The 15,109-nt window shown below is 68.4% G+C and carries 18 protein-coding genes; 6 read left to right on the forward strand and 12 right to left on the reverse strand.

Annotated features, from left to right (window positions below):
- Nucleotides 1–124 precede the first annotated feature (124 nt).
- From AB0J80_RS27770 to AB0J80_RS27815, 10 genes are all read right to left on the reverse strand, one after another.
- Nucleotides 125–649: a MauE/DoxX family redox-associated membrane protein gene (locus tag AB0J80_RS27770; RefSeq protein ID WP_364710492.1), complete on the reverse strand. Its 525-nt coding sequence runs from the start codon at nt 647–649 to the stop codon at nt 125–127.
- 33 nt (nt 650–682) lie between these two features.
- Nucleotides 683–1,081, reverse strand: a complete 399-nt coding sequence (locus tag AB0J80_RS27775) for a S26 family signal peptidase (RefSeq protein WP_364710493.1) — start codon at nt 1,079–1,081, stop codon at nt 683–685.
- A 90-nt stretch (nt 1,082–1,171) separates the two neighbouring features.
- A complete protein-coding gene (locus AB0J80_RS27780; protein ID WP_364710496.1) occupies nt 1,172–1,369 on the reverse strand; it encodes a hypothetical protein in 198 nt (65 codons plus the stop codon).
- 51 nt (nt 1,370–1,420) lie between these two features.
- Nucleotides 1,421–1,609: a hypothetical protein gene (locus AB0J80_RS27785; RefSeq protein ID WP_364710499.1), complete on the reverse strand. Its 189-nt coding sequence runs from the start codon at nt 1,607–1,609 to the stop codon at nt 1,421–1,423.
- A 47-nt stretch (nt 1,610–1,656) separates the two neighbouring features.
- Nucleotides 1,657–1,851 carry a hypothetical protein gene (locus AB0J80_RS27790; RefSeq protein ID WP_364710501.1) on the reverse strand — a complete coding sequence of 65 codons (195 nt, stop codon included), beginning with the start codon at nt 1,849–1,851 and terminating at the stop codon, nt 1,657–1,659.
- 76 nt (nt 1,852–1,927) lie between these two features.
- Nucleotides 1,928–2,125 carry a hypothetical protein gene (locus AB0J80_RS27795; protein WP_364710504.1) on the reverse strand — a complete coding sequence of 66 codons (198 nt, stop codon included), beginning with the start codon at nt 2,123–2,125 and terminating at the stop codon, nt 1,928–1,930.
- A gap of 19 nt (nt 2,126–2,144) precedes the next feature.
- Nucleotides 2,145–2,357, reverse strand: a complete 213-nt coding sequence (locus AB0J80_RS27800) for a hypothetical protein (RefSeq protein WP_364710506.1) — start codon at nt 2,355–2,357, stop codon at nt 2,145–2,147.
- 27 nt (nt 2,358–2,384) lie between these two features.
- Entirely contained in the window at nt 2,385–2,579 is a 195-nt protein-coding gene (locus AB0J80_RS27805; protein WP_364710509.1) for a hypothetical protein, read from the reverse strand.
- Nucleotides 2,580–2,621: 42 nt separating this feature from the next.
- Nucleotides 2,622–4,478 carry an ABC transporter ATP-binding protein gene (locus AB0J80_RS27810; protein WP_364710512.1) on the reverse strand — a complete coding sequence of 619 codons (1,857 nt, stop codon included), beginning with the start codon at nt 4,476–4,478 and terminating at the stop codon, nt 2,622–2,624.
- The gene (locus tag AB0J80_RS27815) at nt 4,475–4,996 is read right to left on the reverse strand and encodes a TlpA disulfide reductase family protein (protein ID WP_364710515.1); all 522 of its coding nucleotides are present in this window, start codon (nt 4,994–4,996) and stop codon (nt 4,475–4,477) included. The genes AB0J80_RS27810 and AB0J80_RS27815 overlap by 4 nt, the downstream gene beginning before the upstream one ends.
- Nucleotides 4,997–5,452: 456 nt before the next feature.
- On the opposite strand from AB0J80_RS27815, the gene AB0J80_RS27820 reads away from it, so the two are divergent.
- Together AB0J80_RS27820 and AB0J80_RS27825 are read left to right on the forward strand one after the other, a co-directional pair.
- Nucleotides 5,453–6,400 carry an IPT/TIG domain-containing protein gene (locus AB0J80_RS27820; protein WP_364710517.1) on the forward strand — a complete coding sequence of 316 codons (948 nt, stop codon included), beginning with the start codon at nt 5,453–5,455 and terminating at the stop codon, nt 6,398–6,400.
- Nucleotides 6,401–6,506: 106 nt separating this feature from the next.
- Nucleotides 6,507–7,289, forward strand: a complete 783-nt coding sequence (locus AB0J80_RS27825) for a hypothetical protein (RefSeq protein WP_364710520.1) — start codon at nt 6,507–6,509, stop codon at nt 7,287–7,289.
- Between the two features lie 180 nt (nt 7,290–7,469).
- On the opposite strand, the gene AB0J80_RS27830 is transcribed toward AB0J80_RS27825, so the two are convergent.
- Nucleotides 7,470–8,027 (reverse strand): dihydrofolate reductase family protein, encoded by a 558-nt coding sequence (locus AB0J80_RS27830; protein WP_364710523.1) that lies wholly within the window; start codon nt 8,025–8,027, stop codon nt 7,470–7,472.
- Between the two features lie 553 nt (nt 8,028–8,580).
- On the opposite strand from AB0J80_RS27830, the gene AB0J80_RS27835 reads away from it, so the two are divergent.
- From AB0J80_RS27835 to AB0J80_RS27850, 4 genes are all read left to right on the forward strand, one after another.
- Nucleotides 8,581–8,820: a hypothetical protein gene (locus AB0J80_RS27835; protein WP_364710525.1), complete on the forward strand. Its 240-nt coding sequence runs from the start codon at nt 8,581–8,583 to the stop codon at nt 8,818–8,820.
- A gap of 271 nt (nt 8,821–9,091) precedes the next feature.
- On the forward strand, nt 9,092–9,847 hold the full coding sequence (locus AB0J80_RS27840) for a CBS domain-containing protein (protein ID WP_364710528.1): 756 nt from the start codon (nt 9,092–9,094) through the stop codon (nt 9,845–9,847).
- 40 nt (nt 9,848–9,887) lie between these two features.
- On the forward strand, nt 9,888–11,183 hold the full coding sequence (locus AB0J80_RS27845; RefSeq protein WP_364710530.1) for an amidohydrolase: 1,296 nt from the start codon (nt 9,888–9,890) through the stop codon (nt 11,181–11,183).
- Nucleotides 11,180–13,552, forward strand: a complete 2,373-nt coding sequence (locus AB0J80_RS27850; protein ID WP_364710564.1) for a glycosyl hydrolase family 65 protein — start codon at nt 11,180–11,182, stop codon at nt 13,550–13,552. The genes AB0J80_RS27845 and AB0J80_RS27850 overlap by 4 nt, the downstream gene beginning before the upstream one ends.
- Nucleotides 13,553–13,619: 67 nt before the next feature.
- Here the strand turns inward: AB0J80_RS27850 and AB0J80_RS27855 are convergent, their stop codons facing one another.
- A complete protein-coding gene (locus AB0J80_RS27855; RefSeq protein WP_364710533.1) occupies nt 13,620–15,059 on the reverse strand; it encodes an alpha-amylase family protein in 1,440 nt (479 codons plus the stop codon).
- Nucleotides 15,060–15,109 lie beyond the last annotated feature (50 nt).

The raw sequence follows: 15,109 nt of genomic DNA on the forward strand, positions 1-15,109 counted from the left end.
CGCGCCGAACAACGGCTGGCCTCCGCTCGGCGCGACAGCCCTTCCATGCACTGAACACACGAACAGAACCTTCCGCGGAGCCTGACGGTGCGGGGACGCGATGCCTCGCGTGCCGGATGGTCGACTATCGGGTGGGTGAGCTGAGCACGAAGGCGAGGTCGTCCCATCGGATCGTCACCAACCCGGCGACGGCTCCGACGAGGATCGCGATGGCCCAGCCTGCCGGGTCGGTGGCCATCGTGGTCGTGGCCGCGGCGGCGAGGCCCAGCACAGCCACGACGCCGAGTCCGAGATTGCGGGCCACATGATGCGGCCGAACCGGTCCGGCGTCGTAACCGAAGCAGCGGCACCGCAGCGTCGTACCCTGTCGTAGACCTATGACCAGGGTGGCGGTGAAGACGGCCAGGGCTCCCACGGCGAGCAGGTAGCCGGCCAAGGCCGTACCGGGAATCCAGAGAAGCAGGATGGCCGCTGCCTCGGCCGCCACCGTGGCGACAGCCGCCGGGCGGCGGGCCGCCGCGCCGATCCATCGGATCGGCGCCAGGGACGCCACGAAGCCGGCGAAGCCGCCGGGCCGCATCTTGCCGATGGCTGCCGTGGCGAAGACTGCGGTCAGCAGGGCCCGGCAGCCGATATCGAGGTAGTTCATCCTGTTCCTGTCGTGGTCGGCCGAGCATTCCGGTCAGCGATTGAGCCTGCGTACGACGGTGGCAACGACGTTGTCGACCGGGATGAACCCGAGGTGGCGTGAGTCGAGGCTCTGCGCGGGGTTGTCGCCGAGCATCACGAGGTGACCGGCGGGAACACGGTCGGCCGTCATGCCGGCCGGCGCCGCCTCGTGGGGACCCGCGCCGACCCGTTTGATCAGTAGTGGTCCCTCCGACGAGCCCGGCACCCCGGCCGGGAGCGGGTTGCGGAACACCACCACGTCACCGCGCCGGGGAACGGCCCAGCGGCGTCGCAGGGCGATGAGCCGGTCACCGTCGTGGTAGGTCGGTTGCATGCTGGGGCCACGGACGACGGTCACCATCATGCCGGTCCGGACCCACAGCGCGACGCTCGCTGCCACGGCAAGCGCCACGATGACGATGACGAGAATCTGGTTCTCCTGTTCTGGAGCCCTGCTGCCGGACGCCGGGTCGTGCGTCGACGCCCGGCAGCAGGAACCGTGTCAGGCGTAGCAGCGGGAGGTCTTCTTCGGCGGGCAGTTGTCGTAGTGGATGACCGTCACCGCCCGGAGGTTGTGGGGGCAGCTGGGGTCACCGAGGAAGTACTCCTCCGTGCTGAGGTACTGGCAGGCCGCGTCCGCGGTGACGGCTGGGGCGACCTTCTCGAGCAGGCGGTCGGCAAGGTTGCTGATGAATCGCATGGTTTCTCCCTCGTGAGTCGTGCGTCGGTGCCCGGTTGGCAGAAACGCCTGTCAGCCCCAGCAGCGGGCAGTCTTCTTCGGCGGGCAGTTGTCGTAGTGCTTGACCGTCTCCACCCTGATCCCGCTGGAGCAGTTGGGATCGCCGACAAACCACGTCTCAGTGCTGAGGTATACGCATGCCGCGTCTGCGGTGACGGCCGGGGCCACCTTCTCCAGCAGGCGGTCGGCGACACTGTTCATGAACCGCATGGTTTCTCCCTCGTGATGATGGCGTACGGTTTGTCGCTTCAGCAGTTGCTGGTGACCTTCGGCCGGCAGTTGTCGTAGTAGACGGTGGTCGTCACACGAACCTTCAACGGGTTTCCGGGGCAGAAGCCGTTGATGTCTTTGGTGGAGTACAGGAAAATGCAGCCCGCGTCCGCGGTGACGGTGGGGGCCACCTTCTCCAGCAGACGGTCGGCGACACTGTTGATGAATCGCATGGTTTCTCCCTCGTGGTGATGGGCCGGTCGGTCGGTTACCGCCGGCGGACAGGTGAAGCGCCTCGGCAACAGGAACCTACGAGCAGTTGTAAGTGACCTTCGGGGGACAGTTGTCGTAGGAGACGGTGGTCCGCACGCGAGGCGCCATGGGGTTGCCCTTGCACTGGCCGGTGACGTAGTAGTCAGTCCTGAGGTAAATGCAGCCCGCGTCCGCGGTGACGGTCGGGGCGACCTTTTCGAGCAGGCGGTCAGCGAGCTTGTTGATGATGCGCATGTTTCTCCCTCGTGAGTGGTCAGCCCGGCACAACAATGGTCGAGCAGACGGAGGTCCGCTTCGGCGGGCAGTTGTCGTAGTAGGTGACGGTCCAAGCGCGGAACCCGGAGTTGCAACTGAGGTCGTGGGCCAGGTAATGGTCACTGCTGAGGTAGATGCAGCCCGCGTCCGCGGTGACGGTCGGGGCGACCTTTTCCAGCAGGCGGTCAGCGAGCTTGTTGATGATGTGCATGTTCTCTCCCTCGTGATGTCGGAACCGTCACAAGCAGGCGGAGGTGGCCTTCGGCGCGCAGTTGTCGTAATGGATCACGGTCCAGACGGCGCGCTGGCTGGAGCATCTGGTGTCGACGGCGATGAAGCGCTCCGTACTGAGATAGATGCATGCCGCGTCTGCGGTGACGGCCGGAGCCACCTTCTCCAGCAGGCGGTCGGCGAGCTTGTCGATGATGCGCATGTACTCTCCCTCGCGATATCGGGCAGGTCGGTTATCTGCCGGTCACCGACGAAGCTCCGGTACGGCGGACTGGTAACCGGCGGCTTGAAGGTTGAAGAGACGGGCGTAAGGGCCGCCGCTGTCCATCAGCGTGGCGTGGTCGCCGCGCTCCACAGCTGTGCCGTCCGACAGGACGACGATCGTGTCGGCGTCGCGTACGGCGCTGAGCCGATGCGAGATCAGCAGTGCGGTGGCGCTCCCGCGCAGGGTGCGCAACCTGGTATGCACCTCGTGCTCGGCGTCGGCGTCGAGTCCCGCGCTCGGCTCGTCGAGGATCAGTAGGTCGCAGTGCCTGCGCATGAAGGACCGGGCCAGCGCGAGTCGTTGCCACTGCCCGCCCGACAGCAGGACACCCTCTGTGGTTTCGGGCGTGTCGTCGGGTGAGAAGTACCGGGTCAGCAACGTGTCGTACCCGCGCGGAAGTTTCTCGACTGTGGCGTGGCAGCCGGCCTGCTCGGCGGCGGAGACGATGGCCTGGCGGTCGTCCAGCGAGCGGACATCGCCGAGCCCGATGTTTTCCGCAGCGCTCAGGTCGTAGGCCATGAAGTCCTGGAAGACCGCGCCCATCCGCTGGCGGAGCTCGTCCACCGGGAACTGTCGCAGGTCGACGCCGTCCCAGAGCACCGCGCCGCGAGTGGGGTCGTAGAACCGGCACAACAGCTTGACGAGGGTGCTCTTCCCGGCCCCGTTGAGGCCGACCAGGGCGGTCGTCGAGCCGGCGGGGATGGTCAGGTTGACACCCCGCAGGATCCAGGGCAGCGACGGACCGTAACGGAACCAGACGTCGCGGAGCTCGATGCCGGTGCGTAGTGGCGGGACCGGCAGCACCGGCCGGCCCGGTAGCGGGGCCAGGTCGGCCGGCGCCTGCACCACGTGCTGGTAGTGGGTGAAGACGAGCAGAGCATGATGGGTACGGGCGATGCTGGCGATGACCGAGCCCAGGGTGCTCTGGACCCCGGCGACAGCGGCGGCGAACACGACGATGTCACCGACCACCAGCCGGCCGGACCGGGCGGACAACACCGCCCAGACCAGCCCGCCTCCGGCCACCACCGCGCCCAGACCGGTGAGCAGTGCCTGCACGCGAAACTCTCGCAGATCCATGCCGCGCATGGCGCCGTTGATCCTGCGCAGCTCCGCCGTCATGCGGGTCGAGAACAGGTTGCCGAGGCCGTACAGCCGGGTCTCCTTGGCCGCGGTCACGGACGAGATCAGGTCGGCGTAGAAGAGCTCCCGGCGCTCGGCGTGTCCGAGTTGCAGCATCATCGCCGCACGCTGGCGCGACAGTGCGAACTCGGCATGGACGGTCGGCAACGCCGCGACGGCGACGACGACGGCCATCCACGGAGCCAGGCCGGCCAGCAGCACGACGAACCCGACGACCGTCACCACGCCCTGGGCGATTCCCAAGCCGTTGGTGGTCACCTGCGCGGGGGTGGCGGGTCCGTTCGACACGGCCAGTTGGAGGCGATCCTGGAACGCCGGGTCCTCGAACCTGCCGAGCCCACCGAACCGCCCGATCGCGCGGTAGAGCTCCAGCCGGCCCGTCAGCCGCGTACGCCGGCTCAGCTCGGCGTCGACGAAGCCACCGACCGCCGGCATCAGCGAGCCGACCAACGCGGTGCCCGCCAGGGCCAGGACGACCCCGAGCACCTGCGCCGCCTCTGCGTGGGTGACCAGCCGGTTCAGCATCTCCTTGGTCAGCCACGCGGTGGCCACCGGGCTGAGGCCGGTCACGAGCGCGGTCATGACCCGGACCGCCACCAACATCGGCGAGGCGCGCCAGACGAGAGCGAGGGCGGCGGACAGCAGCGCGACCGTGCCGCGGAGACCGGGACGGGTGGTGTCGTCGGCGGTCATGCGGCCGTCGGAACGGACAGGTCCTCCGTGGTCAGTCCACTGGAAAGGACTCGTCCGCCGGCGTCCACGACGAAGAACGTCGGGAAGGCGCTGACCGAGAAAGCCGACATCAGCGGGCCGTCCGGATCTTGCAGCACCACCCGCGCGACGGGCTCCAGCGAAGGCAGGTACTCGCCGGCCTGTTCGACGTCACCGAGGACGACAGCCCAGGACCTCTCAGGACCGAACGCGGCCGAGACGGCCACAAAATCCGGCAGCCGCTCCAGGCAGGACGAGCATCCCGGCGAGAAGAAACCGACAAGGGTACGGCCGGACAAGTCGTCCCGTGACACCGGCCGGTCCTGGATGTCCCAAGCAGCGAAGTCACCGGCCACAGCACCCACCGGCAGCACACCGGGGTAGTTGACCGGCCGGCCCATGGGCTGGCTACGCAGCCGACGGATGATGCCGAAAGTGAGCAACAGATTCAGGATGCTGATTGCAGACAGGACAGCAACCAGCACATAGAGATACCGCACAGACCTACCCCCGTAAGTCGGTCGCGAGCCAGTAACCATGTGAAGCTTGTCGATCAAGATAGTACACACTCGTCGATGGGGGAAGGTGCCCCGAGGCGGAGCGCACGGGCAGGACATGATCGCGGCCGGCGCACGCGTCGTCCCACGTCGCCCGCTCTCCCCGACCAGTCCAGTGTTGTCTGGGCGACGTCTCCCACTGACAGCACCGCACCTGCTTCGCTACCTGCGTGCAAGCCGGGCTGCAAACTGTCCATTGAAGCCCCAGATACAGGGCATTCGAGACCCGTCGCCGTTGAATCAGGTCATGGACAGAACAGAAGTCGTTGCCAGACCGCCGCGTTAGCTTGACACAGCCGACCCATGTCTGGTGCCGGCTGAACTGATCATGACGAGGTGATACCGGTGCGCAGGACCGGGTCCCGGTATGGAAAGCCTTTGGTAAGGGCGATCAGACCGATGGCTCCCTATCTCGCGACATTCCTGATCGTGACAACCCTGCTGGTGGTGGGTTTGTGGTGGGACCGAAACCCCGACACTACTGGAAGTCCCGCGGTCACAGTCCTGCCCAGCACCGACAGCTCCGCGATGCCGACGACGTTGCCGGCTTCGTTGAACCCGACCTCGACGCCAGTCCCAGTGGAACCGTCGACACCTGCTAGCACCACGGTTCCGTCAACACCGGGAAGCACGCAACCGGCCATCAACGCCGGAAAGCATGGTCCGCGAATCATCGCGTGGATCCGGGACCTCGGCCTCACCGGTGGCGGCGGCTCCTATCAGGAGGCCTTTCTAGCGGAACTGAGCTGGGGACGATGCGGTGAGCTCCTGCGGGACGTCGACTCGGCATCCAAGGACGAGGTGGATCTGCCGACCCGCAATCTCTACCGCGCAGCGGCACAGGCATGTCTGGCGGCATTTCACGGCGAAGGCTCCCTCTGGCGGAGCGTCGATGCGGCCGTCGAGGAACTCAGCGGGCGGTCCTTGTCCTTCGACTGCATCGACCGGTCCGTCTACGACCTGACCCGTACGTTGGTGAAGATTCATCGCAGCAACCCAGGAGCAATACTCCGACGGGGTCGCGCCGACGACGCGGAAGGCCCCGACTGCCCACGGCTGCGATCGGTCGAACCAGCAAGCGGTCCTGCGACTGGCGGTTACCAGGTGCGGATCACCGGAGAGCATCTGCCGAACCCCGCCGTCATTCACTTCGGAGAGGTCACGCGGTCAGTGCCCACGATCGATGGCCGGATCGCCCTCTTCACCGTGCCGCCGGTCGGGCAGTACTACGACATCAGCGTCTGGGTCGAAGGCTGGCCGTACGAGGTCATGCACTCCCCGGGATTCACCTATGACGTGCCCTCCCCCGAGGCGTCGACGAATGTCGAGGAAAGCAATGGTCCGTAGGCCGGGCAACGAGACGCTCACCCGTCGCCCCACCCACCGCCTGCACCGGGTAACCCACACGCGGGCCGACCACGACGACGCCGGCCTCTCCGAGAGATTCAAGACGGTGATCAGCGTCGTCTCACCGGTGGCCGTAGGCACCGTGCTCCTTTTCTACTTCGGCTGGGTGCGCACGAAAACCGAAGCGGCGGCGCTCGGATACGACTCGAAAATCCTGGAGTTCACCACTGCGGACTACGTCCTGCGCAGCATCAACGTACTGTCGTTGCCGGTGGTGGCCGTTCTCGTCCTCATGCTGATCGTGCTGCACGCGCACCGATGGCTCATCGTCCGGCTCGGCCCGACCGGCCGAATGCGCCTGGCGTACACGCTGCTCCGCTCCTGGTTGTTCTCGCTTGTGCTCGTAACCGTCCTCGTGCAACTCACGCCGTCGTTGATCACTCCGGCCTTGCCGCCGATCCTGACTTGCGCGGTGGGCTTCGCCCTCTACGGTGACTATCTGCGCGCCTCTGTGCGGCCAGGCCGCCGATGGAGCCTTGCCATCCGGCTGGTGATGGGCGCGCTGCTGGTCCTCGCCGTCATTGCCGACACCGAACGCCTCGCCCGGGCGATGGGCGAGGGTTTCGCACAAAGCGTGGCGGCGGACCAGGGTCAACTCACCGCGGTGGAGGTCTACAGCGCCAAAGATTTCTTCCTTACCGTTCCGAACGTGACCACGACGAGAGCGGGCGGAACCGACACGGTATACCGCTTCCATTATTCGGGACTTCGCCTGCTGCAGCGTACGGGCGACAAATACTTATTGATCAACGACGGCTGGACCCGCGAGACCGGTCGCGTACTTCTCCTGCGCGACAGTGGCGACATCCGACTCGAGTTCCACCACTGATGCCGGCCAGTCAGGCTCGATGAACGCACCGCTGCGAGCGCTTCGCCGACGAAGCCGCCCGTGGGGCGCGCCTTGACGGCAACGACGTCGGCGGACCGCAGCGCCGCGAAGGCGTTGAGCCGGATCCCGCCATCGATAGCCACGAGTCAATCCGGCCGCGGCGCGATGGACTACCGTGATTCAGCGCGCGCGGCGGTAGTGCATGGCCACCACGCCGTTGCGGAGAGGATCCGCCGAGACCAGCTCGAGCCGGCGCGTGCCGGGCAGCCCACCCTCGTACAGCGTCGGGCCGTGGCCGGCGATCCTGGGATGGACGAGCACCTTGTACTCGTCGATCAGGTCCAGCCGGTCGAGCTCGGTCGCAAGCTTGCCGCTTCCCAGCAGGACCCCGGCCGGAGTCGCGTCCTTGAGCTTCTGCACCGCCTCGCGCAGGTCACCGGCAATGTGGTGGCTGTTGGTCCACGGGAAGTCCGTGCGCGTCGACGACACCACGTACTTGGGTTTGGCCTCCAGCTTGACCGCCCACTCGCGCAGTGCCGGCGGCGCCTCTTCGTCGCCGCGGGCGACGGCCGGCCAGTAGCTCTCCATCATCTCGTAGGTGACGCGACCCCACAGCATTGCCCCGTTCTCGTCCATGAGACGGGTGAACAAGGCGTGCGTCTCGTCGTCGGCGATTCCCTCCCGGTGGTCGACGCAACCGTCCAGGGTGACGTTGAGGCTGAAAGTGAGCAGTCCCATGGCCGGGGATTGTAACGACAATCCACCCTCCCGAATGGGAGACGCATCGAGGTGGAAACTTCTGCGGATGTCCAAGACCTCCCTGTCTCGGTCCAGACACCCTGCGGATATTCTTCGGGCTGGAGTTGGTGGCTCGGTTCGCGGCCCCGGACAGCTGAGGTGGTAGTCGGGAGCGGTCGGGAATCACTCGCCTCGGTCTGCTTACAACACCTGCAGTAACGGAATCGGCGGGCGGCGATAGCAAGGCAATCGCGGTCCGAAGAACAACTCGTGCCAGCGCTGATCGACGGTCTATGACTGGCTGCGCACTGGTCGCCAGCGTGCTGCCAATCGGCAGCGCACGACCAGGTGCGTGCTGGGGCCCCGGCAGGCATGGGCGGAGCACCGCAGGGTCTATGGCGCCCACTGCTCACGGCCAGCTGGAGAGTCGGTCGCAGAAGCTCACAGGCACCCTGCACGGGTCGTCGGCGTGGCGGACGCCGGGTTCTCCTGGGGCGTGACTGACGACCGGAAGTAGCCGCGGGTTGAGCTGTTCCCGCCTACCGTCGGAGCCGTGGATGATCGTTTCGTCGACGTCTGGGACGCTCTTGACGATGATGAGCGGTCGCTGCTGCTCGAGCAGCGACACGCGTGGCCTGTGCCTGCGCCCGTCGCCGCGATCTTGATCAAGGTGGGTTGGGCGCTTGAGCCCCAGCCCGGTCTGTTTCCCGCCCCGGTGCACTGGCCCATCGGCTTTCGCGATTTCCTGGACGACGTAGCGGCCGTCCGCGGTGACGACGACGAATGCGAATAGAGAACCCTCCGAACGGAGAAGCCGCCTTCTCCGTCGCTGATCTCCAGTTCGCCCGACGCTGGGAGGGTCGGGGGCGGCGACCACGCCACCGGCCTGGGTCGCCTGGTCAGGACTATTGAGACGCTGCCTGCCGGCTCTCATTGCCGAACACCGGCAAGGTGCCGGTAGCGCGATCGGCCGATGCGGACCCTGGCCGCCCGAGCGTCGCGGCGGCCAGAGTGGAGAAGGAGGCCGCCGCGGACGGCCCCGACATCGACCCCGGAGGTGGACCATGAAGCAGTGGACGGTACGCGACGTGATGACCAATCAGGTGCTCACGGTGGCCGCGGCGGCGGAACCTGCCGATGCGCTCACCACGATCACCACCCATGATGTCAGCGCCCTGGCCGTCGTGGACGACTTCGACGTGGTGATCGGCGTGCTCACCCGTACAGATTTGCTCGAGGCCATGACCTGGCGCCAGGATCGCGCGCGCAGCCGTCTGCCGTGGCGGCGCCGCAGACAGCCCGCGTTGGCCTGGAGCCGGGCGACCGTACGCGACATGATGACCGCACCCGCGGTCACCGTCGCGCCCGATGCCACACCTGCCCGGGCGGCGCGGCTCATGCACCGGGCGGGCGTGAAGCGGCTCCTGGTCACCGACCATCTGCGGCGGCTCGTGGGAATCGTCGCCGCCGCTGACCTTCTCACGATCTTCGGGCGTTCCGACGAGGACGTCGAAGCGGACGTCAGGGCCCTGCTGCAGCCGGTCGGTGCCGACGCCGTTCAGGTCGGCGTCCACGACGGTGTGGCCACGCTGACCGGCCGGGTACCCGACCAGGCGACCGAGCGCCTGCTGCACGATCTGACCCGCGCGGCGCCCGGTGTCGCCGACGTCGTAGCCGACCTGCACGTCCAGCCCGGCTCACCTGCACCGAACCGCCCCGGCGAGGCGGCCGGACACCGCCCGCACCCCCTCGATGCGTGGTGGCTTGCGCGACGACCCGGCCGTCCGGCCGTCGCACGCGTACCGTCGGCAGTGCGATGAGCCGCAACCGGCGATCCCGGCCCATCCGCGAGGAGGAACGGTGACCACGTCATCCGCGGCCGCGGCCGTGCTGGCCGGCCTGGACGGTATTCGCGCCGAGCAGGAGGAGCTCTACCGCTCCCTGCACCGTCACCCGGAGTTGTCGCACCAGGAACAGCGCACGGCGGAGGTCGTCACCGAGGGCCTGCATCGCGCGGGCTTCCAGGTGCGTACGAAGGTCGGCGGCACCGGCGTGGTCGGCGTGCTGGTCAACGGCGACGGACCGTCGGTGCTGCTGCGCGCCGACATGGACGCCCTGCCGGTGCGGGAGGACTCCGCTCTGCCGTACGCGAGCACGGAAACGGCGACCGACAGCGACGGCACCGAGGTCCCGGTGATGCATGCATGCGGGCACGACGTCCACGTTGCCTGCCTGCTGGGCGCGGCGCGGCTGCTCGCGAGGACCCGCGACGCCTGGAACGGAACCGTCGTCGCCCTGTTCCAGCCGGCGGAGGAGACCGGTGACGGCGCCCGAGCCATGATCGACGACGACCTGACCGGGATCGTCCCCGGTGTCGACGTGGCTCTCGCGCAGCACGTCCTGCCGTTCCCCGCCGGCCGGGTGGGGACACGCCCAGGTCCGATCCTTTCCGCGGCGGACAGCATGCGGGTCACGGTCCACGGCCGAGGCGCCCACGGGTCGATGCCGCAGGCCGCCGTCGACCCGGTGGTACTCGCCGCCATGATCGTGGTCCGGCTGCAGACGGTCGTGGCTCGCGAGGTGCCACCGACGGAAACCGCCGTGCTCACCGTGGGCAGCATCCAGGCGGGTGCTAAGAGCAACGTCATCCCCGATTCCGCGCAGCTGCAGCTCAACCTGCGCACCTACAGCGACAACACCCGCGACACCATGCTCGCCGCCATCCGCCGCATCGTGACCGCGGAATGCCAAGCGTCGGCGTCGCCACGCGAGCCCGAGTTCGAGCTGTTCGACCGGTTCCCGCTGACCGACAACGACACCTCGACCACCGAGCGGGTGGCCGCGGCGTTCGCCGACTTCTTCGGCGACCGTGCCGCGACCATCGCGCAGCAGTCGGCGAGTGAGGACTTCAGCGACATCCCCCGCGCGCTGGGCGTTCCCTACACCTATTGGTGCATCGGAGGTGCCGACCCGGATGCCTACCACCATGCCGAGCAGGCCGGCCGGATCGCCCAGGACATCCCGGTCAATCACTCGACCGCCTTCGCGCCCGTCCTGCAGCCCACGTTGAGCACGGGAACCGAGGCGCTGGTCGTCGCGGCCCTCGCCTGGCTCGCCGCAGCGGGCAGGGTGGGAGGATGCGTGAGGTCCGCATGATCGGCGACGCCCGGTTTCCGGTCGAACCATGGCAGGTCCGCGAGGCCGCCCTGGAGCTGGACCGGCTGGCACAGACCGAGTCGGTGCTCGCGGTGGCCAACGGGCACATCGGGCTGCGCGCCAACCTGGACGAGGGCGAGCCGCACGTCATCGCGGGCACCTACCTGAACTCCTACTACGAACAGCGGCCGCTGCCGTACCCGGAGGGCGGCTACGGCTATCCGGAGCAGGGGCAGACGGTCGTCAACGTCACCGACGGCAAGCTCATCCGCCTGATGGTCGACGACGAGCCCTTCCACGTGGCGCACGGCCACCTGAACTCCCACGAACGGGTGCTGGACCTGCGTGACGGGGTGCTGCGGCGCAGCGTCGACTGGCAGTCCCCGGCCGGACGGCGGGTGCGCATCCGCAGCTCCCGCCTCGTCTCCTTCACCCAAAGGGCGGTTGCCGCCATCGACTACGAGGTCGAGGCGGTCGGCCACGAGGTGCGGATCACCGTGCAGTCCGGCCTCGTGGCCAACGAGGAGCAGCCGCAGTCGTCCTCCGATCCCCGGGTTGCCGCCGCGCTCGACCGCCCGCTGGCGGCGGTGGGCCAGGACACCGAGCAGCACGGTGCGGTGCTGCTGCACCGCACCCGCGTCAGCGCCCTGCTGATGGCCGCCGGCATGGACCACGTCGTCGAGGCGCCCCGGGGATACGACGAGGAGACCGACGTCCGCGAGGACTGGGCTCGCACCACGGTGGTCACCGTGCTGCGGCCCGGCGAGCGCCTGCGGATCACCAAATTCCTCGGGTACGCGTGGAGCTCGTCACGCTCGCCCCAGGCGCTGCGCGACCAGGTGGCGGCGGCACTGAACGGCGCCCGCTACGCCGGCTGGGACGGCCTCGCCGCCGACCAGCGCGCGTACCTCGACGACTTCTGGGACACCGCCGACGTCGAGATCGACGGTGATCCCGTGCTGCAGCAGGCGGTCCGCTTCGGACTGTTCCATGTGCTGCAGGCCGGGGCCCGGGCCGAGCGGCGGGCCATCGGCGCCAAGGGACTGACCGGGCCCGGCTACGACGGGCACGCGTTCTGGGACACCGAAGGCTTCGTCCTGCCCCTGCTGACGTACATCGCCCCGCACGCCGCGGCAGACGCCCTGCGCTGGCGGCACAGCATCCTCGACCGGGCCCGGCACCGGGCCGAAACCCTCGGCCTGGCCGGCGCGGCATTCCCGTGGCGCACGATCCACGGCGAGGAGTGCTCGGCGTACTGGCCGGCCGGCACCGCGGCATTGCACCTGAACGCCGTCATCGCCCGTGCCGTCGACCGCTACCGCAAGGTCACCGGCGACGACACGCTCGAGGGTGAATGCGGGCTCGACGTCCTGGTGGAGACCGCTCGGCTGTGGGTCTCGCACGGCCACCACGACGCCGACGGTGTCTGGCACATCGACGGCGTCACCGGTCCGGACGAGTACAGCGCCGTGGCCGACGACAACCTGTTCACCAACGTGATGGCAGCCGGCAATCTGCGCGCGGCCGTCGACGCGTGCGCCCGACGGCCCGAGGCAGCCGCCCGGCTCGGCGTCCGGCCGGAGGAGACCCGCTCGTGGCAGGCCGCCGCCGACGCGGTGCACGTGCCCTACAACGAGCGGCTCGGCGTGCATGAGCAGTCCGGCGGCTTCACGCGCTACGCCCCGTGGGACTTCGCCGGTGAACACCCCGGTGAGCCGCTGATGCTGCATGCGCCGTACTTCCAGCTCTACCGGCGGCAGGTGATCAAACAGGCCGATCTGGTGCTGGCGATGCACTGGTGCCCGGACGCGTTCACCGCCGACCAGAAGGCGCGCAACGTCGACTACTACGAGCGCATCACCGTACGGGATTCGTCGCTGTCCGCCTGCACCCAAGCCGTGATGTGTGCCGAGGTCGGCCACCTGGAGCTGGCCCACGATTACGCCTGGGAGGCAGCCCTGGTCGACCTGCGCGATCTGCACCGCAACACCCGCGACGGACTGCACATGGCGTCGCTGGCCGGGGCCTGGTCCGCGATCGTCGAGGGCTTCGGCGGCCTGCGCGAGCACGGCAGCGTGCTCGCGCTGGCCCCGCGCCTGCCCGAGGGCATCACCGCGCTGCGGTTCCGCCTGCGGCACAGCGGCCTGCGACTCCTCGTCGAAGCGGACCATCAAACGGTACGGGTGAGCTTGCGCGACGGCACCGACGGACGGCTGCCGATCCGGCTCTACGACGAGGCGGTCGAGCTGACCGCCGGCAGCGTCCTGCAGCGGCCGGTGGCTCCGCTGAAGCCGTTGCTGCCGCGGCCTGAGCAGCCCCCGGGGTACGCGCCGGAGCGCGCAGCACCGGCCGGCCGCTCCCCCTCCTAGCCCCCGGCGGACCCAGCGGTCACCGCGCCGGTGTGGTGCCGGGGCGCCCTCGTGCGGGCGCCCCGCGTCAGGTGCCGGCCCTGGCGTTGACGTGCAGAGCCACCGCGTCGTGCGCGCCGACCGTGGCGGTGAACCACCCGGAAGCGTCCACCGTGACCGAATCACCGCTGCACCCGGTCGGCGTGGGCTGACCCTTGATGACGTCGCAGTACGTGCCCGCCGGCAGCCCGGTCTGGTAGCTGCGAAGCCCGCCGGTGCCCTCGTCGTTGATGACCACGAAACCCTTGTCGCCCCGTCCGAAGGCGATCTGGTCGTTGCCGTTGCTCCACCAGTGGGTGACGGCGGTACCCTTCACGGCGTTGTGGAAGGCCACCATGTTGCCGATCTGCGGCCACCGGTGCTCGCACTTCCACTCGCCGTTGAAGCAGGTGACGTCCTTGATCCTGCCGTTGCCGTCCTTCGGCGCGCCCTGGTCCTTGGCGGCGAACTCGAAGCCCGACATCACCGACGGCGAACCGTACGGCCAGGCCAGCATGAACACGTTGGCGAGCGTGTAGGTGGCGTTGTCCTTGTAGCTCAGGGTGGTGCCGTTGCGCTGGGTGTCGTGGTTGTCCACGAACGGCACACCCACCGTGCCGTTGACGAAGCCCCAGGCCTCGCCGAAGTTCTGCAGGTACGCCAGCTTCTCATTCTGGAAGACGCGCTTGAGGTCGCGGCCGTAGCGGAACTCGTGCACCTCGCCCACGCCGGTGTACTGCTCGGGCGTGATCGGTTCCCCCTGGCCCCAGATGACTTCCTGCACGAGGTACGGCTGGGTGCCGGCGGTCGTCCTGCCGAGCTTGCCCTTGATGGCGTTGATGTCGTCCGGCGTCATGTGCTTCGCGGCGTCGACCCGGAAGCCGTCCACGTCCAGGCTGAGCAGGTCGTTCATGTACGCGGCGAGCTTGGTGCGCACGTAGTCGGTCTCGGTCTTCAGGTCCGGCAGCCTCAGCAGGTCGCAGTTGCGCACCCGCCACGCGTCGTTGCGGTAATCCGAGTCCTGGACCACGCAGCCGTCGTGGAAGTCCCAGCTCTTGTAGATGCCGTCGTACTCCCGGTCGCCGAAATGGCTGCCGGCCCAGCCGTTGCCCGAGCCCTCGGCCATGTGGTTGATCACCACATCGGCGATGACCTTGACGCCCGCGTCGTGGCACGCGTCCACCATCCGCTCGAAGGCGCCCCGGTCCCCCTTGTTGGAGTCGACCTTGTAGCTGACGGGCTGGTACGAGGCCCACCACGGGCCGCCCTTGATGTGCTCCTGCGGCGGCGACACCTGGACGTACCCGTAGCCCTTGGGGCCCAGATAGTCCCGGCACTCCCGCTCCACCGACACCCAGTTCCACTCGAAGAGGGTCACGATGACGTCCTTGGCCCCTGGCGCCGCGCCCGCCCGCTGCGCGGCCAGGGCGTTCAGCCCGGTCGCCATCAGCACAGCGACCAGAACCGCCGCCCACCGTCGTCTGCCCATGCCGTCTCCTGCCCCCGTACGCCGAAGGACGCAACATCTCTGAAACACTC

Source organism: Actinoplanes sp. NPDC049548 (assembly GCF_040676695.1).
Lineage (GTDB): Bacteria > Actinomycetota > Actinomycetes > Mycobacteriales > Micromonosporaceae > Actinoplanes.

Excerpts from the sequence above, each read along its gene's own strand:
- AB0J80_RS27770 (WP_364710492.1), bottom strand. The coding sequence starts at position 649 with ATGAACTACCTCGATATCGGCTGCCGGGCCCTGCTGACCGCAGTCTTC.
- AB0J80_RS27780 (WP_364710496.1), bottom strand. The coding sequence starts at position 1,369 with ATGCGATTCATCAGCAACCTTGCCGACCGCCTGCTCGAGAAGGTCGCC.
- AB0J80_RS27785 (WP_364710499.1), bottom strand. The coding sequence starts at position 1,609 with ATGAACAGTGTCGCCGACCGCCTGCTGGAGAAGGTGGCCCCGGCCGTC.
- AB0J80_RS27790 (WP_364710501.1), bottom strand. The coding sequence starts at position 1,851 with ATGCGATTCATCAACAGTGTCGCCGACCGTCTGCTGGAGAAGGTGGCC.
- AB0J80_RS27795 (WP_364710504.1), bottom strand. The coding sequence starts at position 2,125 with ATGCGCATCATCAACAAGCTCGCTGACCGCCTGCTCGAAAAGGTCGCC.
- AB0J80_RS27800 (WP_364710506.1), bottom strand. The coding sequence starts at position 2,357 with ATGCACATCATCAACAAGCTCGCTGACCGCCTGCTGGAAAAGGTCGCC.
- AB0J80_RS27805 (WP_364710509.1), bottom strand. The coding sequence starts at position 2,579 with ATGCGCATCATCGACAAGCTCGCCGACCGCCTGCTGGAGAAGGTGGCT.
- AB0J80_RS27810 (WP_364710512.1), bottom strand. The coding sequence starts at position 4,478 with ATGACCGCCGACGACACCACCCGTCCCGGTCTCCGCGGCACGGTCGCG.
- AB0J80_RS27820 (WP_364710517.1), top strand. The coding sequence starts at position 5,453 with ATGGCTCCCTATCTCGCGACATTCCTGATCGTGACAACCCTGCTGGTG.
- AB0J80_RS27830 (WP_364710523.1), bottom strand. The coding sequence starts at position 8,027 with ATGGGACTGCTCACTTTCAGCCTCAACGTCACCCTGGACGGTTGCGTC.
- AB0J80_RS27840 (WP_364710528.1), top strand. The coding sequence starts at position 9,092 with ATGAAGCAGTGGACGGTACGCGACGTGATGACCAATCAGGTGCTCACG.
- AB0J80_RS27850 (WP_364710564.1), top strand. The coding sequence starts at position 11,180 with ATGATCGGCGACGCCCGGTTTCCGGTCGAACCATGGCAGGTCCGCGAG.
- AB0J80_RS27855 (WP_364710533.1), bottom strand. The coding sequence starts at position 15,059 with ATGGGCAGACGACGGTGGGCGGCGGTTCTGGTCGCTGTGCTGATGGCG.